The organism is Jannaschia formosa, assembly GCF_003340555.1.
Lineage (GTDB): Bacteria > Pseudomonadota > Alphaproteobacteria > Rhodobacterales > Rhodobacteraceae > Jannaschia > Jannaschia formosa.
Window position 1 is genome coordinate 25,486 of sequence record NZ_QPLJ01000011.1, and the last position, 20,940, is coordinate 46,425.

General features: G+C 69.7%; 16 protein-coding genes. 7 read left to right on the plus strand and 9 right to left on the minus strand.

The features are described from left to right. Positions 1 to 2: 2 nt before the first annotated feature. The gene (gene clpS / locus DR046_RS12705) at positions 3 to 332 is read right to left on the minus strand and encodes an ATP-dependent Clp protease adapter ClpS (protein ID WP_115382855.1); all 330 of its coding nucleotides are present in this window, start codon (positions 330 to 332) and stop codon (positions 3 to 5) included. Positions 333 to 437: 105 nt separating this feature from the next. On the opposite strand from clpS, the gene DR046_RS12710 reads away from it, so the two are divergent. Beyond that, a complete protein-coding gene (locus tag DR046_RS12710; RefSeq protein WP_115382767.1) occupies positions 438 to 1,151 on the plus strand; it encodes an HAD family hydrolase in 714 nt (237 codons plus the stop codon). A gap of 119 nt (positions 1,152 to 1,270) precedes the next feature. Here DR046_RS12710 and DR046_RS12715 read toward each other — a convergent pair whose 3' ends face one another. From DR046_RS12715 to DR046_RS12725, 3 genes are all read right to left on the minus strand, one after another. Continuing rightward, entirely contained in the window at positions 1,271 to 1,981 is a 711-nt protein-coding gene (locus DR046_RS12715; protein ID WP_115382768.1) for a DUF502 domain-containing protein, read from the minus strand. A 214-nt stretch (positions 1,982 to 2,195) separates the two neighbouring features. Further along, positions 2,196 to 4,106 carry a cation:proton antiporter domain-containing protein gene (locus tag DR046_RS12720; protein ID WP_115382769.1) on the minus strand — a complete coding sequence of 637 codons (1,911 nt, stop codon included), beginning with the start codon at positions 4,104 to 4,106 and terminating at the stop codon, positions 2,196 to 2,198. 63 nt (positions 4,107 to 4,169) lie between these two features. Continuing rightward, entirely contained in the window at positions 4,170 to 4,622 is a 453-nt protein-coding gene (locus tag DR046_RS12725; RefSeq protein WP_115382770.1) for an Lrp/AsnC family transcriptional regulator, read from the minus strand. A gap of 143 nt (positions 4,623 to 4,765) precedes the next feature. Between DR046_RS12725 and hppD the strand changes: the two genes are divergently transcribed. Further along, complete coding sequence (hppD, locus tag DR046_RS12730) at positions 4,766 to 5,860, plus strand: 4-hydroxyphenylpyruvate dioxygenase (RefSeq protein WP_115382771.1); 1,095 nt, start codon at positions 4,766 to 4,768, stop codon at positions 5,858 to 5,860. A 323-nt stretch (positions 5,861 to 6,183) separates the two neighbouring features. Then, positions 6,184 to 6,675: a hypothetical protein gene (locus tag DR046_RS12735; RefSeq protein ID WP_115382772.1), complete on the plus strand. Its 492-nt coding sequence runs from the start codon at positions 6,184 to 6,186 to the stop codon at positions 6,673 to 6,675. Positions 6,676 to 7,096: 421 nt separating this feature from the next. On the opposite strand, the gene DR046_RS12740 is transcribed toward DR046_RS12735, so the two are convergent. After that, entirely contained in the window at positions 7,097 to 8,614 is a 1,518-nt protein-coding gene (locus tag DR046_RS12740; RefSeq protein ID WP_115382773.1) for an NAD(P)(+) transhydrogenase (Re/Si-specific) subunit beta, read from the minus strand. 15 nt (positions 8,615 to 8,629) lie between these two features. After that, a complete protein-coding gene (locus DR046_RS12745; protein ID WP_115382774.1) occupies positions 8,630 to 10,204 on the minus strand; it encodes a Re/Si-specific NAD(P)(+) transhydrogenase subunit alpha in 1,575 nt (524 codons plus the stop codon). A 102-nt stretch (positions 10,205 to 10,306) separates the two neighbouring features. Between DR046_RS12745 and DR046_RS12750 the strand changes: the two genes are divergently transcribed. From DR046_RS12750 to DR046_RS12760, 3 genes are all read left to right on the plus strand, one after another. Continuing rightward, positions 10,307 to 11,062 (plus strand): SDR family NAD(P)-dependent oxidoreductase, encoded by a 756-nt coding sequence (locus tag DR046_RS12750; RefSeq protein ID WP_115382775.1) that lies wholly within the window; start codon positions 10,307 to 10,309, stop codon positions 11,060 to 11,062. After that, a complete protein-coding gene (gene kynU / locus DR046_RS12755; protein WP_115382856.1) occupies positions 11,059 to 12,258 on the plus strand; it encodes a kynureninase in 1,200 nt (399 codons plus the stop codon). Before DR046_RS12750 ends, kynU begins: the two co-directional genes overlap by 4 nt. An 89-nt stretch (positions 12,259 to 12,347) precedes the next feature. Continuing rightward, positions 12,348 to 13,625, plus strand: coding sequence for a DUF3422 family protein (locus DR046_RS12760; RefSeq protein WP_115382776.1), 1,278 nt, complete (start codon positions 12,348 to 12,350; stop codon positions 13,623 to 13,625). A 36-nt stretch (positions 13,626 to 13,661) separates the two neighbouring features. Here the strand turns inward: DR046_RS12760 and DR046_RS12765 are convergent, their stop codons facing one another. The 3 genes from DR046_RS12765 to DR046_RS12775 all read right to left on the minus strand — a co-directional run bounded on the left by DR046_RS12765 (position 13,662) and on the right by DR046_RS12775 (position 18,673). Continuing rightward, positions 13,662 to 16,037 carry a YbcC family protein gene (locus DR046_RS12765; RefSeq protein WP_115382857.1) on the minus strand — a complete coding sequence of 792 codons (2,376 nt, stop codon included), beginning with the start codon at positions 16,035 to 16,037 and terminating at the stop codon, positions 13,662 to 13,664. A gap of 15 nt (positions 16,038 to 16,052) precedes the next feature. Further along, positions 16,053 to 17,606 carry a proton-conducting transporter transmembrane domain-containing protein gene (locus tag DR046_RS12770; protein WP_115382777.1) on the minus strand — a complete coding sequence of 518 codons (1,554 nt, stop codon included), beginning with the start codon at positions 17,604 to 17,606 and terminating at the stop codon, positions 16,053 to 16,055. Positions 17,607 to 17,806: 200 nt separating this feature from the next. Next, a complete protein-coding gene (locus DR046_RS12775) occupies positions 17,807 to 18,673 on the minus strand; it encodes an MBL fold metallo-hydrolase (protein ID WP_115382858.1) in 867 nt (288 codons plus the stop codon). A 374-nt stretch (positions 18,674 to 19,047) separates the two neighbouring features. Here DR046_RS12775 and DR046_RS12780 point away from each other — a divergent pair, with 374 nt between their 5' ends. Next, positions 19,048 to 20,940 (plus strand): AMP-binding protein, encoded by a 1,893-nt coding sequence (locus DR046_RS12780; RefSeq protein WP_115382778.1) that lies wholly within the window; start codon positions 19,048 to 19,050, stop codon positions 20,938 to 20,940.

The window sequence follows — 20,940 nt, forward strand, 5'->3', positions numbered from 1 at the left end:
GATTACTCCTCCTTCTCCATCGTGCATTGCAGGGGGTGCTGGTTGCGGCGGGCGAAATCCATCACCTGCGCGACCTTGGTCTCTGCGATCTCGTGGCTGAAGACGCCGACGACGGCCACGCCCTTCTTGTGGACGGTCAGCATGATCTCGACCGCATGGCTGTGGCCGATGCCGAAGAACCGCTCCAGCACGTGGACGACGAATTCCATCGGCGTGTAGTCGTCATTGAGCAGCAGCACCTTGTAGAGCGGCGGCTTCGCCGTCTTCGGCTTGGTCTTGGTGACGACCGAGGTGTCGCCCTCGTCGTTCCGGCCCGGCGGCTTGCCGGCCATTGCCTGAAACTGGATATCGTTGCGCATGGGCGCCTCTGGCGTTTGCGTCTGGAACCGGGTGACCTTCGGATATAGGCGGCCCAGACCTATAGAAAAGAGGCGCCGATGACCAGCCCCAAGACGCGCGGACCGACCGCGATCGGCTTCGATGCCGACGACACGCTGTGGCACAACGAAGCGGTCTTCCGCCTCACGCAGGAGCGTTTCGCCGACCTGCTGCGCGACCATGCCGAGCCCGACCACCTGATGGAACGGCTGCTGGAGGCCGAGCGGCGCAACCTCGGGCATTACGGCTTCGGGGTGAAGGGGTTCGTGCTGTCGATGATCGAGACCGCCATCGAGGTGACCGAGGCGCGGGTCCCCGCCGCGACCATCGCCGACCTGCTCGCGGCGGGGCGCGAGATGCTGCGCCATCCCGTCGACCTGATGCCCGGCGCCGAGGAGACGGTGCGCGCGCTGGCCCCGACCCATCGCCTCGTGCTGATCACCAAGGGCGACCTGCTCGACCAGGAGCGCAAGCTGGCCGAGAGCGGGCTGGGCGAGCTGTTCGACGGCATCGAGATCGTCAGCGACAAGACCGCCGCGACCTATGTCGCGGCCTTCGACCGTCACGGGGACGGGCCGGGGCGCGCGCTGATGGTCGGCAACTCGATGCGCTCGGACGTGCTGCCCGCGCTGGAGGCGGGCGCCTGGGGCGTCTTCTGTCCCTCCGAGATCGAATGGGCGCTGGAGGCTGCCGAGCCCCCGCGGGACGCGCCGCGCTATCGCCGGATCGGGACGCTGGCGGAGCTGCCGGAGCTGATCGCCGACCTCGATTGAAGGCGCCTCCACCGGGGAGGGGTGATGCCGGAACCGCGCGCCTTCGCGGCCGATGGCGGTCTTCGTGACGGGGCGGCGGAAGGCGCGCCCGGCCCAGGATGCGCCCGGGCCGGCGCCGTTCAGCGGACCAGGATCGCGTCCTCGGGCGCGTCTTCGGGCGGGCGGGTGCCCGGATAGACCAGCCCCGCCGAGATCACGAGCTTGGCCGCGTCCTCGACCGTCATGTCCAGCAGGATGACGTCCTCCTCGGGAACGTAGAGCAGGAAACCCGAGGTCGGGTTCGGCGTCGTCGGCAGGAAGACCGACAGCATCGGGACCGAGGCGCGGTCGCGGATCTCTCCCTTGGCGGTGGTCGAGATGAAGGCGATGGCCCAGATCCCGCGGCGGGGATATTCCACGAGGCAGGCCTTCTCGAAGCTCTGCTGGTCCTGGTTCAGGATCGTCTCGGCGATCTGCTTGAGACCGCCATAGACCGAGCGGATGATGGGCGTCTTCTGCACAAGGTTCTCGCCCCAGCGCAGGATCGAGCGGCCGACATAGCCCTTCACGACCCAGCCGACGAGCAGCGTGAACAGCAGGAAGAAGGCGACCCCGATGCCGCGGATGTTGACCTCCAGCCCGAAGCGCTGGAGCAGCCAGATGTCGGGCCGGTAGCTGAGCGGGACGAAGGGCAGGACCCAGCTGTCGAACCAGCCGATCACCGTCCAGATCAGCCAGGTCGTCAGCCCGATCGGAGCGATCACCACCAGCCCGGTCAGGAAGTTGTTCCTGATCCGGGTCAGGAACCCCGTCCGGGATCCCCGGGGGGGCGTGTCGTCTCCGAGCTGCATCGAGGGTCCGCCGGTCGATCGTCGGCCCTGACATATGCGGAGGGTCGGACGGGAACAAGGCGAAGCCGGACCGCCCGGCGCCTGGCTTCCCGTACGGCAAGGCCGGTGCCCGCTATTTCGGCAGCGACCGGCGAGAGCGGGTCGCTTCGCGACGCCGGGCCGCGGCCCTCGCGTCGGGCCCGGGGACGGGGGCCAAGGCAGGCCTGGGGACGCCTCAGGCGCTCCGCTCCTCCAGGTCGACTGCGGCGGCGCGGGCGGCATCCGCGTCCTCGCCGAAGCGGCTCAGCAGCGCGGCTTCCAGCCCCTGGTTGAGCGCGCGCGCCCGATCCACGTATTCGGGGTTGTCCTTCAGCGGCACGCCCGGCTTCCAGAGCTGCGCCAGCTCCAGCATTGTCTGGCGGTCGTGGGTGTAGAACGCCTCGCGCGCCTCGTGCGCCTCGGTCTCGGTCCAGCCCAGCCGCTCCAGCGTGTAGCGCCCCGCCCGCAGCGAGCTGTCGAACATCTCGCGCACGATGTCGCGGGCGCCCGCGCGATAGAGTTCGTAGACATGGACCCGGTCGTAGGCGCGGGCGACGATGTGGATGTCCGGGTTGGCGGCCAGCGCCATCTTCGTCAGCTTGACCGCGTCGGCGGGGTTGTCCAGCGCGACGACGAGGACCTTCGCCTTGGCCAGCCCTGCGGCCTGCAGCATCTCGGGCCGGGTCGGGTCGCCCATGTAGGTCTTGATGCCGAAGCCCCGCAGCAGCTCGATCGTGTCGACGTCGCGGTCGAGCACGACCGTCCGGACCCCCGCGCCCTGCAGCATCCGGTGCACGACCTGCCCGAAGCGGCCGACGCCGGCGATGATGACGTCGGCGGTCTCCTCGATCTCGTCCTCCGCGTGCCGCGTCGCGGCGACGAGGCGCCGGGCGAGACGCTCGTAGAGGATGAAGAGCAGCGGGGTCAGCAGCATCGACAGCGCGATGACCAGAAGCAGCAGGCTCGACGTCTCCGTCCCGAACACCTGGCCCTGCAGCGCGACCGAGACGAGGACGAAGCCGAACTCCCCGGCCTGCGCCAGCGACAGCGCGAAGAGCAGCCGGTCGCGGCCCCTGAGCCGGAACAGGATCGCGAGTCCCAGGAGGATCGTGACCTTCAGCGCGATCAGCCCGACGACCAGGCCCAGCAGCCCGAACGGCGCACCGAGGAAGGCGTCGAGGTCGATCCCTGCGCCGACGGTGATGAAGAAGAGGCCGAGAAGGATGCCCTTGAACGGCTCGATATCGGCCTCGAGCTCGTGCCGGTACTCGGAATTGGCCAGCACGACGCCGGCCAGGAAGGTGCCCAGCGCGGGCGACAGCCCGACCAGCATCATCAGGACCGCGACCCCGATCACGAAGAGCAGCGAGACGATCGTGTGCATCTCCCGCAGCCGCGCCCGGCCCGCATAGCGGAAGACCGGGCGGGTCAGGAACATGCCGCCCAGGATCACTCCGGCCACGGCGCCCACGGTCATCAGCGTGACGCCCCAGCCCGGCAGCGTCTCCAGCCAGTAGTCGAACTCGGCCATGAAGGTGGCGCTCTCGCCATCGCCCATGGAGGTTTCGTGCCCCTCGGCCTCGGTGGCGGCATGGCCCGCGCCGAGCAGCGGCATGATCGCCAGCATCGGGATCACCAGCACGTCCTGCGCCAGCAGCACCGAGAAGGCAGACCGCCCGCCCAGCGTCGGCGTCAGCGCCTTCTCCTCCAGCGTCTGCATGACGATGGCGGTCGAGGAAAGTGCCAGGACCATGCCGATGGCCACCGCGACCTGCCAGGTCATCCCGAGCAGGATCGAGACGCCGGCGACGGCGGCCACGGTCAGCACGACCTGTCCCAGCCCCAGCCCGATGAGCCTGGCGCGCATCTGCCAGAGGGTGCGGGGTTCCAGCTCCAGTCCGATGACGAAGAGCATCATGACGACGCCGAATTCGGCGAAGTGCTGCAGGCTTTCCGTCTCGGAGCCCACGAGCCCGGTGATCGGACCGATCAGGATGCCCGCGACGAGATAGCCCAGCACCGACCCAAGCCCGAGCCGCACCGCGAGCGGCACGCAGATCGTCGCCGAGGCGAGGTAGATCGCAGCCATGAAGAGGAAGGTTTCCATTGCGTGACGCTAGGCGAGGGCGGGGGCGGGAGCAACATGGCGCGGTGGGCTGGAGAGCGCCCGTCAGACCGGAAGCGGCGCGTCGCGCTTGGGCTGGTCGAGCACGATCTGCGACTGCACCCGCGCGACCGCCTCATGCGGCAGCAGGACCCGGTGCAGCAGGTCGTTGAGCTGCGCGAGGTCGGCGCACCAGACCCGCAGCAGGTAGTCGGCCTCGCCGGTCATCGTCCAGACCGAGGCGACGCGCGGCTCTGCCTCCAGCAGGCGCAGGAAGGCGCGGGCACGCTCGGGCGCGTGGGTGGCCATCTGGACCTGGATGAAGGCCTGCACGGTCAGGCCGACGCTGGCCGGGTCGATCCGCGCGACGGTACCGCGAACGATGCCCGCCTGCTCCAGCCGCGCGCGGCGGCGGCCCGCCTGGCTGGGCGAGAGGTTCAGCAGCGTGCCCAGCGCCTCGGCCGTAAGGCTCGCGTCGCGCTGCAGGGCGCGCAGGAGCGCGCGGTCGATATCGTCCATTCCAGGCCTCATGCGCCATCCCCGCGCCGAACAGGTGTTTCGCACGCGAAACACGTAAATAGAAGGTTAATCCGGACGTGGAACGCGCGCCGTCCGCAGGGTGTTCGGCATATGTCCTGCTCAGCCATGCAGAGGAGACTTCAATGGGACCCTTCCCCCACGACGCCCCGCATTCCGAGATTTCCGAAGCCAACCCCGCCGGTACGGACGGATTCGAATTCGTCGAATTCGCCCATGAGGACCCGCAGCAGCTGCGCGACCTGTTCACCCGCCAGGGCTATGCCCATGTCGCGACCCACAAGGCGAAGGCCGTCGAGGTCTGGCAGCAGGGCGACATCACCTACCTGATCAACGCCGAGCCCGGCAGCCACGCGATGGCCTTCGTGGCCGAGCATGGCCCCTGCGCGCCCTCGATGGGCTGGCGCGTGGCCGATGCGAAGCACGCCTTCGATCATGCCGTGGGCAAGGGCGCCACGCCCTACGAGGGGCCGGGCAAGGTCATGGACGTGCCCGCCATCGTCGGCATCGGCGGCTCGCTGATCTACTTCATCGAGGACTACCGCGATACCTCGCCCTACAACGCGGAGTTCGACTGGGTCGGCAAGGCCAACCCCGAAGGCGTCGGCTTCCACTATCTCGACCACCTCACCCACAACGTCCACAAGGGCAACATGGACCTCTGGTTCCGGTTCTACGGCGATCTGTTCAACTTCCGCGAGATCCGGTTCTTCGACATCGAGGGCAAGTTCACCGGCCTTCTGTCCCGCGCGCTGACCTCGCCCTGCGGCCGCATCCGCATCCCGATCAACGAGGACCGGGGCGAGACCGGGCAGATCGTCGAATACCTCAAGCGCTACAACGGCGAGGGCATCCAGCACATCGCGGTCGGTGCGAAGGACATCTACCAGTCGGTCGATGCCATCGCCGAGCGCGGCGTGAAGTTCATGCCGAAGCCGCCCGCGACCTACTACCCGCTGTCGAAGGAGCGGGTGACCGGCCACGAGGAGCCGCTCGACAAGCTGGAAAGGCACGGCATCCTGATCGACGGCGAAGGCGTCGTCGGCGGGGGCGAGACGCGCATCCTTCTGCAGATCTTCTCGAAGACCTGCATCGGGCCGATCTTCTTCGAGTTCATCCAGCGCAAGGGCGACGACGGCTTCGGCGAGGGCAACTTCAAGGCCCTGTTCGAGGCGATCGAGCAGGATCAGGTCGATCGTGGCGTTTTGAAGGCATCCTGAGAATCGGCTTGGAACTTCCGGGGATGCGGCCCGTTATTCAATCGTGACACCGCGGCGGTGGCTCCGGCCGCCGTATCAGGGCTCCGGATGCCCTCAGATGGTTGTGCGGTGACGAGGGTATCCGTTTGAGCGGCGCCCCGGACCGAAAGGGCCGGGGCGTCTGCAGTTCCGGGTCCCGAAAACGCGGGGCCTTCAACGCGCATCCGAGGCGGTGGTTCCCGACAAAAACCGGGAAATTGCGTGAAACCAAACGGCTCGTTTCGCGGTTCTTTTCCCAAGACGCCGCACGACGACGTCGCTTTACGCATGAAAGGACGCACAACATGAAACTCGCATCCCTTACCGCCGCCGCTACCCTCGCCCTCTCCGCCTCGGCCTTCGCCTATACGGGCGTGTCGCCGACGATGGTGTCCTCGGTGGAAAACATTCTGGAAGAGTCCGGCATCGAGAACGTGGACATCACCACCCTGACCGACGAGCAGGTTGTCGAGATCTACGTCGCCGGCCAGCAGATGGACTCGAACCAGCAGATCGGCATGATCCGTGCCGCGCTGGACGCCGACAACTACACCATGCGCCCCGTCACCGAGCGTCGCATGACGCTGACCGACGTGGACGCCGAGACGGGCCTCGCGCCGATGGGCGAGAACTCGGTCGTTGTCTCGGTTCAGAACTATCTGGACCGCCTGGGTCTCGAGGCCGACGCCTCGCTTCTGACGGACAACCAGGTCGCGGAAATCTACTTCCTCGCCTACTCGAACGACGAGATGAACGAGACGAACCGTGACGAGGTCGAGACGATCCTCGGCATGTGATCGCCTCACGGCGACTAAGGAAAGGCCGTCCTTCGGGGCGGCCTTTTTTCGTGTGGGCTGCGGAGGGTTTGGCCGAGCTTCGTCAGCCTTGGGCGGCATTCCAGCGGCTTCCTGCAGGATGATCGCCGGATCATGGGGAATCGATCTGGGGAAGGGTCACGGACAGCTCGGCCGCGCGTGATGCGCGGGGCGGACGATCCGGGGCGACTGCTACCCCTCCCGATGAGACGGCGACGTCAATCGACATCGGGGCCCGCGCCAGGGCCTGTGTGTTCACCCGGGCCGGGCTCGACCGCGTTCAGCGGGACGGGCGACAAGGCCCGCAGGGTCTATGCAGGACGACGGTCCCGCCTGATCCGGCAGGGCGGAAAAGAAAAGGGGCGCCCGCGGGCGCCCCTTGTTTCGTAGCCTCCGGGGAAGGTCAGTCGATCTTCGGCAGCAGCGCGTCGAGCGAGGCCTTGGCGTCGCCGTAGAACATCCGCGTGTTGTCCTTGAAGAAGAGCGGGTTCTCGATGCCCGAATAGCCCGTGCCCTGGCCGCGCTTCGACACGAAGACCTGCTTGGCCTTCCATACCTCCAGCACCGGCATCCCCGCGATGGGGGAGTTGGGGTCGTCCTGTGCGGCCGGGTTCACGATGTCGTTCGAGCCGATGACGATGACGACGTCCGTATCGGGGAAGTCCTCGTTGATCTCGTCCATCTCCAGCACGATGTCGTAGGGCACCTTCGCCTCGGCCAGCAGCACGTTCATGTGGCCGGGCAGGCGGCCGGCGACCGGGTGGATGGCGAAGCGCACCTCCTTGCCCTTGGCGCGCAGCTTCTTCGTCAGGTCGGCGACGGCGCTCTGGGCCTGGGCCACGGCCATGCCGTAGCCGGGGACGATGATGACGCTGTCGGCCTCGTTCAGCGCGGTAGCCACGCCGTCGGCGTCGATGGCGACCTGCTCGCCCTCGACCGCCATCTGCGGGCCGGACGCGCCGCCGAAGCCGCCGAGGATGACCGAGACGAAGCTGCGGTTCATCGCCTTGCACATGATGTAGCTGAGGATCGCGCCCGAGGATCCGACCAGGGCGCCGACCGTGATCAGGAGGTCGTTGCCCAGGCTGAAGCCGATCGCCGCCGCCGCCCAGCCGGAATAGCTGTTCAGCATCGAGACCACGACCGGCATGTCCGCGCCGCCGATCCCCATGATCAGGTGGTAGCCGATGAACAGCGCGGCGAGCGTCAGGATGGCCAGCGCCAGCCCGTTGCCGGAGCCGAGATACCAGACCAGGCAGATGAGCGAGAGCGCCGCCGCCGCCGCGTTCAGCGCGTGGCCCCCGGGCAGCTTCTTCGCCGCCGTGTCGATCTTGAAGGGCAGCAGGCTCGAATTGCCCGAGAGCTTTCCGTAGGCCACGACCGAGCCGGTAAAGGTAATCGCGCCGATCCAGATGCCCAGCGCGAGCTCGATCTGGAGGATCGTGATCTCGACCGGGATCTTCTTCGCCACCAGCGCGGCGAAGCCCCGGAACTGCTCGGCCACGGCGACCGAGGCCAAGGCGATCTCGGGCGTCTCGGCGTAGGCGCGCGGGAAGGGCAGCCCTGCGGAGGTGAAGGCGGCGGCGACGCGGCCGATCTCGATATGCGCGTTGATGCCGACGAAGACGGCGGCAAGGCCGACGAGGCTGTGCATCGCCGCGACCAGCTCCGGCATCTGGGTCATCTGGACGCGCGTGGCCAGCTGATAGCCGATGGCGCCGCCGAGGCCGATCAGGATGACCGAGAGCGGCCAGAGCCCGGCGCCGGGGCCGACCAGCGTGGCCAGCACCGCGATGGCCATGCCGGTGATGCCGTACCAGATCGCGCGCTTGGCGCTTTCCTGACTGCTCAGGCCGCCCAGCGACAGGATGAAGAGGACGCCTGCGACCACATAGGCCGCATTGGTGAATCCGAGTTCCATGTGCCTGGCCCCGCTTTAAGATTTCTGGAACATGGCGAGCATGCGCCGGGTGACGAGGAAGCCCCCGAAGATGTTGATCCCGGCCATGAAGACCGCCAGCGCCGCGAGGATCGAGACGAGGATCGAGCCCGACCCGATCTGCACCAGCGCGCCGAGGATGATGATCGACGAGATCGCGTTCGTGACCGCCATCAGCGGCGTGTGCAGCGAATGGGCGACGTTCCAGATGACCTGGAAGCCGACGAAGCAGGCCAGGGTGAAGACGATGAAATGCTGCATGAACGAGGCGGGGGTGAACAGCCCTGCCAGCAGCAGCAGCGCGCCGCCCACGGCCAGCAGGCCGACCTGGAACTTCGTCTCCGACCGGAAGGCGGCCACCTCGGCGGCACGTTTCTCCTCGGGCGTCAGCTCCTTGGGTTTTTCCTTCTTCTGGACCGCGATGGCCGCGACCTTGGGCGGCGGGGGCGGGAAGGTGATCTCTCCGGCATGCGCGACGGTCGCGCCGCGGATCACGTCGTCCGCCATGTTGTGGACGACCTGGCCGTCCTTCCCGGGCGTGAGGTCGAACATCATGTGGCGGATGTTGTTGCCGTAGAGCGTCGAGCTCTGCGTCGCCATGCGGCTCGGGAAGTCGGTGTAGCCGACGATGGTGACGCCGTTCTCGGTGACGAACTTCTCGTCCTTGCGCGTCAACTCGCAGTTCCCGCCGCGCTCGGCGGCGAGGTCGACGATGACCGAGCCGGGCTTCATCGCCTCGACCATGTCCTTCGTCCAGAGGACGGGGGCAGGGCGGTTCGGGATCAGCGCGGTGCAGATGACGATGTCGATTTCGGGCGCCAGCTCCCGGAACTTCTCGAGCTGTTTGGCCTGGAACTCGGGACTGGACGGCGGGGCGTAGCCGCCCGTGGCGGCGCCGTCGGGAAGCTCGCTGTCCTCGAATTCAAGGAAGACGAACTGCGCGCCCATCGACTCGATCTGCTCGGCCACCTCGGGGCGCACGTCGAAGGCGTAGGTGATCGCGCCGAGCGAGGTGGAGGTGCCGATTGCGGCCAGCCCCGCGACGCCCGCGCCGACGACCAGCACCTTCGCGGGCGGCACCTTGCCCGCCGCCGTCACCTGTCCGGTGAAGAAGCGGCCGAAATTGTTGCCCGCCTCGATCACCGCGCGGTAGCCCGCGATGTTCGCCATCGACGACAGCGCGTCCATCTTCTGCGCGCGGCTGATGCGGGGGACCATGTCCATCGCAATGACCGAAGCGCCCTTGTCCTTCGCCAGCTCCATCAGCTTTTCGTTGGACGAGGGGTAGAAGAACGAGATCAGCAGCTTGCCCTGTTCCAGCCGCGCCACCTCCTCCTCGGTGGGGGGGCGGACCTTGGCGATCACGTCGGCGATCTTCCAGAGTTGGGCGGCGTCGTCCACCACCTCGACGCCGGCGTCGCGATAGGCGCTGTCGAGGAAACCCGCCTTCTCGCCCGCGCCCGCCTCGACCGCGACCTCGTAGCCCAGTTTCTGAAGGTGCCCGGCGCTTTCCGGGGTGATGGCCACCCGGGCCTCGTCCGCATGAACCTCTTTCGGTGCGCCGATCTTCATTGCATGGTCTTCCCTGATGGTGGCGGTGACGCCTCATACAAAGGGGGCGCGGAAGGGACAAGGCAAGCCCTGCCTCCGGGACACTTTATTGCGCGGAGACTGATGACGTTGGGGAATCTGGAGGGGCGCCACGCGCTGGTGACGGGCGGCGGCACGGGGATCGGGCGTGCCATCGCGGAAGGCTTGCGCGACGCGGGCGCCGCGGTCACGGTGACGGGACGGCGCCGCGACAAGCTGGAGGAGGTCGCGGGCTGCACGCCCGTCGTGATGGACGTCGCCTCGGAGGAGAGCGTCGTGGCGGGCGTGGCCGAGGCGCGGGCGGCGCACGGGCCGGTCACGATCTGCGTCGCCAATGCCGGCATCGCCGAGGGGCGCTCCCTGCGCGACACCGACGCCGCGTTCTGGCGGCAGGTGATGGCGATCAACCTCGACGGCTGTTTCTTCACCTTCCGCGCCTGCATCCCCGACATGCTGCAGGCGGGGTGGGGCCGGGCCATCGCGATCTCGTCCATCGCCGGGCTGAAGGGGCTGCGCGGGGCCTCGGCCTATACTGCGTCGAAGCACGGGATGATCGGGCTGGTCCGGGGGCTGGCCGCCGATTTCGTCGCCAAGCCGCTGACGATCAACGCGATCTGCCCCGGCTATGTCGAGACGGCCATCGTCGACCAGAACCTCGCCCGGATCATGGAGCGGATGGGCAAGACCGAGGCCGAGGCGCTGCAGGTCATGCAGGGCGCGAACCCGCATGGCCGCCTGATCGCGCCGGAGGAGGTGGCGTCGATGGCGCTCTGGCTCTGTTCGGAGGGCGCGGCCAGCGTCCACGGGCAGGCATTGCAGGTCAGCGGAGGGGAGTTCTGATGGATTGGGACGCGATGCGCGGGCGGTTCCACCTGCCGCCGGGGGTGATCTATCTCGACGGCAACTCGCTGGGGCCGATGCCGAAGGCCGTCCCGGCCGCCGTCGGCGACGTGATGGAGGAATGGGCGGAACTTCTGATCCGCGGCTGGAACGACGGCGACGGCGGGGCGGGCTGGATGGGCTGGCCATCGCGCCTGGGCGACCGGATCGGGCGGCTGATCGGCGCGCCCGCGGGCACCGTCACGGTGGGCGACACTTTATCGATCCGGGTCTATCAGGCGCTGGCCTCGGCACTGCATCTGGCCGGGCAGGGGCGGTCTGTCGTGCTGTCGGACACGGGCAACTTCCCGACCGATCTCTACATGGCCGAGGGGCTGATCGGCACGCTGGGCCGGGGCGAGCTGCGCACGGTGGAGCCCGAGCAGGTCATGGACGCGCTGACCGAGGAGGTCGCCGTGCTGATGCTGACGCAGGTCGACTACCGCACCGGACGCATGCACGACATGACGGCGCTGGAGGCGGCGGCGAATGCGAAGGGGATCGTGACGGTCTGGGACCTCGCCCATTCGGCGGGGGCGCATGAGGTCGACCTGGCCGGCGCCGGCGCCGATTTCGCGGTCGGCTGCAGCTACAAGTACCTGAACGCGGGGCCGGGCGCGCCGGCCTTCATCTACGTGCGGACCGAGTTGCAGGACCGCGTGCGCCCCGCGCTCGCCGGCTGGTTGGGCCATGCCCGGCCCTTCGCCTTCGACCTGGGCTATGTCCCCGGCGAGGGGATCGAGCGGATGCGCGTGGGCACCCCGCCGGTGCTGCAACTCGCCGCGCTGGATGCCGCGCTCGATGTCTGGGACGGGGTCGACATGGCCGCGCTGCGCGCCCGCTCGCTGGAGCTGTCGGAGAGGTTCGGCCACGGGGTCGCCGCGCGCTGCCCCGAGCTTCTGCCCGCGCTGCCGCCGGACGTGCCGCGCGGCAGCCAGGTCAGCCTGCGCCATCCCGAGGGCTATGCCATCGTCCAGGCGCTGATCGCCCGTGGCGTCATCGGCGATTTCCGCGCCCCCGACATCCTGCGCTTCGGCTTCACGCCGCTGTTCCTGTCCGAGGCGGATGTCGACGCGGCCGTCACCCATCTGGGCGAGGTCATGGCGAGCGAGGAATACAGGCTGCCCGCCTACCGTGCGCGCCGCGCCGTGACCTGACGGGCACGAATACCTCGGCATACCGCGTATCTTCTGGGCAGGCTGCCAGACCGGCGCTAGCTGACGGCCATCATCCCCCGGAGACGCCCATGCTGCGCGATCATCCCCGCCGCTACGATCTGGCCAACGAGCTGCACGCGCGGCCCTTCCCGGCGCTGACCGCGCCCTGCCGCGCGGCCTTCCTCGCCATCAAGCGCGAGAAGGACGCGGTGGGGCGCGACCGGGCGCTGGACCGGGCGCATCTCGACGCGCTGCTGGAACGGTTCGGCGCCAGCCGGCCCGCCCCCGGCGCCACGCATTTCTTCGGCCAGCTCGGCAAGCACCACCTCAAGTGGGAGAGCCATACCGAGTTCGTGACCTACACCCTGTTCTCGGACGGGGTGGCCGACCGGCCGTTCGACGGGGCAATGTTCGACGTCTTTCCCGCCGACTGGCTGGCCGAGTCGCCGGGCCTGCGGCTGACCTCGGCGCTGATCCGGGTCGAGGCGGAGACCCCCGCCGACGCCATCGAAAGCAAGATCCAGGACTGGTTCGTGCCCGAAAGCCTTGCGGCCAGCCGGGTGCTCGACGACAGCGCGCTGATCGCGTCGGACTTCCGCATCGACACGGCAGGCCATGTCCGCTTCGCCGTCTTCGTGTCCAGCGACACCGGCGCGCGCCGGGTGGGGCGGATCGTGCAGCGCCTGACCGAGATCGAGACCTACAAGGTCATGGCGATGCTGGCCCTGCCGCGCGCCCGCGCGCTGTCGGTCGATGTCGGGCGCATGGACCAGGAACTGTCGGACCTCGTCGGCCGGTTGCGCGCGGGCGAGGCTGGCACCGACGAGACGCTGGAGGGCCTTCTGGAGATCGGGTCGGAGCTCGAGACGATGCTCGCCCGCTCGGCTTTCCGCTTCGGCGCGCAGGAGGCCTATGAGCGGCTGGTCAACCAGCGCATCGAGGTCCTGCGGGAGGAACGCTTCGGCGGGCGCCAGACCTTCGCGGAGTTCATGATGCGCCGCTTCGACCCGGCGATGCGGACCTGCCGTTCCGTCCAGAACCGGATGGAGGCCCTGGCCGAGCGGGCGAAGCGCGCGGGCGACCTGCTCTCGACCCGGGTGAACGTGGACCGCGCCAACCAGAACGCGGCGCTGCTGAAGTCCATGGACGGGCGGGCGGCGGCGCAGCTGCGCCTGCAGAAGACGGTCGAGGGTCTGTCGGTGGTCGCCATCAGCTACTACGCGCTGGGGCTGGTCTCGGCCCTTCTCTACCCGCTGGGCACGCGGTTCGGGCTGTCGAAGGAGATGGTGTCGGCCCTCGTCGTGATCCCGGTCGTGGCCGCGGTCTGGTTGGTCGTCCAGCGCATCCGCAGGATCGTCGAGAACTGACGGGGGGCGGGGCACTGGCCCCGCCGCCCCGTCGGCTCAGGCGGCGGCCGCCTGCGGGACGTCCGCCTCCCAGGTGAGGCCGGGGCGGTAGCGGGCGTCGACGCGCCCGTCCTTGAGCGTGAAGAGATGCAGCCAGCCGTTGTCGAACAGCGCCCGGACCGCCGGGTGCCGCTCCAGCACGTCGGCGATCGCCTCGCGCGGGGCCTCGATCATGACCGACAGGCGCAGCGGCTCGTGGCGCAGGGCCTCGCCGTCATGCACCGCCTGCCAGGGCAGGCCCGGGCGCAGCCGTCCGTTGTTGCCCTCGATCACGCCGATGCCGCCGACGACGTTGTGGATCAGCTTGTTGCCGCCGCCGAAGACCTCCGACGCGACGGCGGAGCCGTAATATTGCAGGCTGATCCAGCTCGCCACGACGACGGGGGCGGTGAGGATCAGCTCCAGCGTCCCGAAGCCCTCGTCGGCCTGCCAGTCGTAGCTGTGCAGGAAGGCGCGCCCGCCCAGATCCTTGCCCGCCGTCGCCCGGCGCGGCGCCGCGACGAAGGCGGCGCATCCGGCGAGACCCCATTCGGGCCGGACCTCGGCCCAGTTGAGCGCCCGCGCGGCGACCGTGTCGGCGGTGGCGCCGGGCAGCAGGCGCGCCCGCTCGGTCCGCGCGGCGCGGCCGGCCTGCCGCATCCATCCGCGCAGCCTGGCGATCTCCTCCGTGCGGGTATCGACATCGTAGAACGTGATCTCGTCCGTCGTCGTGTCGTGCAGGCCGGCGACGAAGCGCGTATCCTCGGGCACGATCACGCCGCGCTGGCCGAGCCCCGCGCGGGTCTCGGGGTCGTTGAGCAGCGCGGCGAGCAGCCGGGCCGAGACCTCGCCCGTGTAGCCGCCGCAGGCGCCGCAGTGATAGGCGCTCTCGTGCGGGTTGTTGGTGACCTGCCCGCCATGGCCCAGCAGCAGGACGATCCGGCCGTGGCCCTCGGTCAGGCTCATCGCCTTCAGGACGGCGGCGCCGGTGTCGGCCTTGGCCTCGGCCGACATGCCGCCGACCACCTGCGGCGCAGGGGCGGGCGCGGCGGGCGGGTGGGCGATGCCGAGGGCGTCGCGCACCAGCTTGCCGGCATAGAGCAGCCCCGACGCCTCGACGAAGGCGAAGGAGGACACCGCGGCCTGCCGGAACCGGCCCCAGGCGCGGACCGTGCGGGCCGAGACGCGGGTCTCCTGCTCGGCTTCCGCGTCGCGGTGGCTCGAGGTCTCGACGGCCGGGTTCAGCAGCACCGGCAGATGCGCCTCGGCCACGTCCGAGCCATGCGCCTTGTGCGACAGCGGCAGGCCGAAGAAGCCCGCGAAGCCGATGGTCTCGATCGAGGGATCGACCGCTTCCAGCGCCCGCCGGAACACCTCCGACCGCACGTCGATGCAGAACGCGGCCTGCAGGAAGGGCCGGTCGCCGCCCGGCGCGGCGCCGTCGAGCGCGGCGGCGAGGCGGCGCTGGTGGCCGCGGTCGGCGGCCTCCTGCAGGATGGCGAGCGCGACTTCCTCCTCGGTCGGGGCGACGGGCGCGGCATGGGCGGCGACGACGCCCGCCCAGGCCTCCGCGATGGACGGCACATGCGCCAGCAGCGCCTCCTCCCAGATCAGCCGGATCGCCAGCAGGTCGACCATGGTGCGGTCGGTCTCTCCCACAAGCTCCGCCTGCCAGAGCAGCCAGCGCGCATGCTGCGACCAGCCGCCCAGATCCATGTAGAGCCGGTGGAAGGCGGTCTCGGCCGCCTGCTCGGTCAGGCCCAGCGCGTCCGAGGCCCGCAGGATCGCCCGCTCGGCGGTGTCGGGGGCTTCGGAGACATGGGCGCAGAAGCCGCCCAGCCCCGCGATCTCGGGCGTGAGGTCGTTCACGGCCCAGGCGCGCCAGGCGGCGAAGGCGCCGTCGGTCGGGTTCGGCGACCAGAGCGCCTGGCCGCGGTCGAACTGGCCCGCGGCCCAGAGGCCCACGGTCTTCTCGATGATCGAGGGCCAGTCCGTCCCGGTCGCCTCGGCGGCGAGATCGGCGACGGTGGGACAGGGGGCGACCGGGCCGCTTTCGCTGCTGCTTTCGGCCATCTCCATCAGCCGGGCGACGTCTGCCTCGCCGGCCGGGGATCCGGCCGCGGCGAGCGCCTCGGCGATGTCGGCCTCGACGATCCGGCCCGCGCGGATCGCGGCGGCGTAGTCGGCGAGGCTCCGGGTCGCCCGCACTCCGGCGACGCGGGTCAGGCGGGCCGAGGCGGTGGCGAGGTCCTCGGAGGTCTGGCCGAGGAACGGGTTGACCGCGACGGTCGCCTCGAGCGGGAAGGCCGGCGGGATGGCGCGCGCGGCGGCCTCGGCGGCCTTCAGGATCCCGGAGATCTGGGCGGGAGCGAACTGGGAGGGCTTCATGAACATGTCGGTCTCCATGGATCAGCCGGTCTTCGCGATGCGGAAGCCGCCGATGGCGCGGTCGAGAAGGGCGTTCAGGTAGAGGCCGTTGGCCAGGTGGACGCGCAGGCCCGCGGTCGCGGGGTGATGCGCCCAGAGCGGGAACAGCGACTGCGCGAAGGCCACGAGGCCGAAGGACAGCACGGCAAGCACGATCAGCGCCCATTCCAGCGGCCCCGGATAGGGCGCCGCGGGCAGGCCGCCGCCCCAGATCCCCTGTGCGGCGGCCTGGAAGGTGAAGTAGGCGATGGCGGTGGCGAGCGAGGCCAGCACCGTCCGCTTGGTCAACTCGGCCGGTGCCATGTCGGCCAGGCCCTGCGCGACCAGATAGGCGACGCCGAAGATCAGGATCGCGCCGAGCGCCAGCGCCTGCGCGGTCTTCGGCCCGATGACCAGCGTGAACAGCGCCGCGATCGCGGCATAGAGCACGAGCGCCAGGCCGAAGGACTTGAAGACGGCCCCGACGCTGGGCACGGCCACGGGACCGGGCCGCCGGATCGAGGCGACGGCGGCGACCGCCCCGCCCGAGGACAGGAAGGCATGCGCCTTGTAGAGCGAGTGGGCCAGGATGTGCAGCAGCGCCAGCGCCCAGAGGCCCAGGCCGCATTGCAGCAGCATGAAGCCCATCTGCGACACGGTCGACCAGGCGAGCGAGGTCTTGATCGCGCTCTGCGTCAGCATGACCGCCGCCCCGAAGAGCGCGGTGAAGCCGCCGATCATGGCGAGCGCGGCCATCGCGCCCGGGCTGAGCTGGACGAGGCCCGAGGCGGTGATCAGCAGCACGCCGCCGGAGTTGATGATCCCGGCATGGAGCAGCGCCGAGACGGGGGTCGGCGCCTCCATCACCTCGGTCAGCCAGCCATGAACCGGGAAGGACGCCGTCTTCAGGATCGCCGCGACGACCAGCAGCGCGACCGCCAGGTGCCCGGCAAGGCCCAGCCCGCCCGTGGCGGCGGCCAGCGACAGCGCGGCCAGATCGCCGGTCTGGAAGCGGCTCGCCAGCAGGACCGCCGCCAGCAGCAGCGCCACGTCGCCACCATGCCAGACCAGCGCGAACTTGGTCGCCGCGCGGCGCGCCTCGGGGCGGTGCGGGTAGAACAGCAGCAGGCGCTTCAGCCCCAGCCCCACGGCGATCGTGGCCAGCAGCAGCAGCCAGACATTGCCCGACTGGACGAAGACCAGAACGGCGGCCAGCGTGGCCAGCATCAGCCCGTGGAACGCGCCTTCCCGCTCCTCGCCGTCGAGATAGGTCCGGCTGTAGCGCATCACGATCCAGCCGATGAAGGACACGAGCAGCGCCAGCGTCAGGCCGACGAGGTCGGCGCGCAGCCCGAGCGGCCCCGCCGTCCCGGCGGGCGTGCCTCCGGCGGCGAATTGCACAAGGCCCAGCACCGACAGCGCCACGGCCGAGAGTGCCGCGAGCTCCGACAGCTGCGGCAGCTTGCCGGGGCGTCGGCCGGGCCGGGTGAAGGCGAAGGCCGCGACGGCCAGCAGCAGGACCGGGGCGAGGAAGGACAGCGAGAAGAGGGACGGCATCGGGGTCTCCGGCTGAGAACGACTAGCGGGTGACCTAGCGGGAAGCTGCCATCAAGAAAATTTCATATTGCTTCGGGGATGGTTCTGTTTTCCAGAAGGATGGACCTTCCCGGCAAGCCCGCCGGCCGCCGGCCGCCGGACGGCGGGCATAAGGCCCGTCTTTCAGATCCTTGCGGGGTCCAGACGGCAGGCGGGCCGCGTCAGAGCCGGTTCACCGGCAGCTTCAGGGCCACGTTGCCCTCGGCATCCGGCTCGGGCATGCGCCCGCCGCGCATGTTCACCTGCAGGGACGGCAGGATCAGCTTCGGCGCGCCCAGCGTCGCGTCGCGCTCGGTGCGCAGCTTGAGGAAGGCGTCGCGGCCCCCGGTCAGGTGCTTGTTGCGTTTCTCGGCGGCGACCGTCGTCTCCCAGGCGAAATCGTCGCGGCCGGGCGCCTTGTAGTCGTGGCCGACGAAGATGCGGGTCCGGTCGGGCAGGGCGAGGATCTTCTGCATGGAGTCCCACAAAGCTTCGGCCGAGCCGCCGGGGAAGTCGCAGCGCGCGGTGCCGAAATCGGGCATGAACATCGTGTCGCCGACGAAGGCCGCGGCCTCCTCCTCGGGGCCGACGACATAGGTCAGGCAGGCGGGGGTGTGGCCCGGCGTGTGCAGGACCCGGACGGGCAGGGTGCCGATCTCGAACCGGTCCCCCTCGCGGAACAGCGCGTCGAACTGGCTGCCGTCGCGCTGGAAGCGCGTGCCCTCGTTGAAGATCTTGCCGAAGGTCTCCTGCACGGCGACGATCTCGGCGCCGATGCCGATCTTCCCGCCCAGCCTCTCCTGGATGTAGGGCGCCGCCGAGAGGTGGTCGGCATGGACATGGGTCTCGAGCAGCCAGTCGAGGGTCAGGCCCTTGTCGCGGACGGCCGCGATCAGCCGGTCGGCGGTCGCAGTCGAGGTCCGGCCCGCCGCCATGTCGAAGTCGAGCACGGTGTCGATCAGCGCGGCATGTGTCCCGTCATGGACGAGATAGCTGATCGTGTTGGTGCCGGGGTCGAAGAAGCCTTCGACGGTCGGTGCGTCGGTCATGGGCGGATCCTCCTCGGGCCGGAGGGTCGATCCTCGCGGTCCGCCGGTCAAGGCCCCATCGGAGGGCTGGAGGCCCGGATCGGTGCCGGCCTGCTCGGCGCGGCTCTCGCCATGGGCCGCGAGGGCCATGCCGGAGGTGAGGATGCTGACGCGGCCCGGAACATCGCCCGGTGCGCCAGCGCCCCCGCCGCCTTGCAGGGCGGGGTGAAGGTCACGTCCGGGCGGATGAAGGCGGCAGGGTCGAACTTCTCGCGCAGGTCGAAACCGTAGGGCAGCGATGCGCCGAAGGTCGGACGAGGGCCGACCGGTCCCGTGCTTGCGTGCCGCGCGGGCGAGGTCCTAGATGGCGCCGCGAAGATCGGCGGAGGGACGAGATGGGCTGGAAGGCGGAATGGGAGCGGGCGAAGACCGATCCGGAGGGGTTCTGGATGGAGGCCGCGCGCACCATCGACTGGGACGAGATGCCCTCGAAGGCGCTGCACGACCAGGGCGGGCCGGTGCCGGAGTGGTTCGCGGACGGGATGGTGAACGCCTGCCACAACGCCGTCGACCGCCATGTCGCGGCGGGGCATGGGGACAGGCTGGCCGTGATCCATGACAGCCCCGTCACCGGGACCGTCACCCGCCTCACCTATGCCGAACTGCAGGACCGGGTCGCGCGACTGGCGGGGGCGCTGGCGGCCCGGGGCGTCACGGCGGGGGACCGGGTGATCGTCTACATGCCGATGGTCCCCGAGGCGCTGGAGGCGATGCTGGCCTGCGCACGGATCGGGGCGATACATTCGGTCGTCTTCGGGGGCTTCGCCGCGGCCGAGCTGGCCGTCAGGATCGACGACGCGAAGCCGAAGGCGATCCTCGCGGGTTCGGGCGGGATCGAGCCCAACCGGGTCGTGCCCTACAAGCCGCTGCTCGACGCGGCCATCGGGATGGCGAAGACCAAGCCCGAGTTCTGCATCATCCTGGAGCGCGAGGGGCTGGAGGTCGAGCTGGGTCCGAACGACGTCGACTGGAAGGCCGCCGTGGCCGAGGCCGAGCCGCATCCCTGCGTCCCCGTCCGCGGCAATCACCCGGCCTACATCCTCTATACCTCCGGCACGACCGGCGCGCCCAAGGGCGTGGTCCGGGCCACCGGCGGGCATCTCGTCGCGCTCGACTGGTCGATGGCGAATGTCTACGGCGTAAAGCCCGGCGAGGCCTTCTGGGCCGCCTCGGACGTGGGCTGGGTCGTGGGTCACAGCTACATCTGCTACGCGCCGCTGATCCACGGCTGCACCACCATCGTCTACGAGGGCAAGCCCGTCGGCACGCCCGACGCCTCGGCCTTCTGGCGGGTGATCGCCGACCACGGCGTGCGCGTCTTCTTCACCGCCCCCACCGCCTTCCGCGCCGTCAAGCGCGAGGACCCGAGGGCCGAGGCGATGGCGGGCCACGACCTGTCGAAGCTGCGCGCCATCTTCCTCGCCGGGGAACGGGCGGACCCCAACACCGTCGAGTGGATCGCCCGCGTCTCGGGGAAGCCGGTCATCGACCACTGGTGGCAGACCGAGACCGGCTGGGCCATCGCCGCCAACCCGATGGGGCTGGAGCATCTGCCGGCCAAGATCGGCTCGCCCTCGGTGCCGATGCCCGGCTACGACGTGCAGGTGCTGGACGAGGGCGGGCATCCAGTCGCGCCCGGCACGCTGGGCGCCATCGCCGTCAGGCTGCCGCTGCCGCCCGGCACTCTGCCGGGCCTCTGGGGGGCCGAGGCGCGGTTCCGGAAATCCTACCTGGAGACCTTCCCCGGCTACTACGAGACCGGCGATGCGGGAATGCTGGACGAGGACGGCTATCTCTGGATCATGGCGCGCACCGACGACGTCATCAACGTCGCGGGCCACCGCCTGTCGACCGGCGCGATGGAGGAGGTCCTGGCCTCTCATCCGGATGTCGCCGAATGCGCCGTCATCGGCGTCGCCGACGAGCTGAAGGGCCAGCTTCCGATGGGCTTTCTCTGCCTGACCAAGGGCGTCGACCGCCCGCACGACGAGATCGTGCGCGAGGCGGTGGCGCTGGTGCGCGACAGGATCGGCCCGGTCGCCGCGTTCAAGCTGGCGGTCGTGGTCGACCGCCTGCCCAAGACGCGCTCGGGCAAGATCCTGCGCAAGGTCATGGCGCAGATCGCCGATGGCGCGGAGTGGAAGATGCCCGCGACCGTGGACGATCCCGCCATCATGACCGAGATCGCGGACGCGGTCGCCACGCTGGGCTACCCGGCGAAGGCCTGA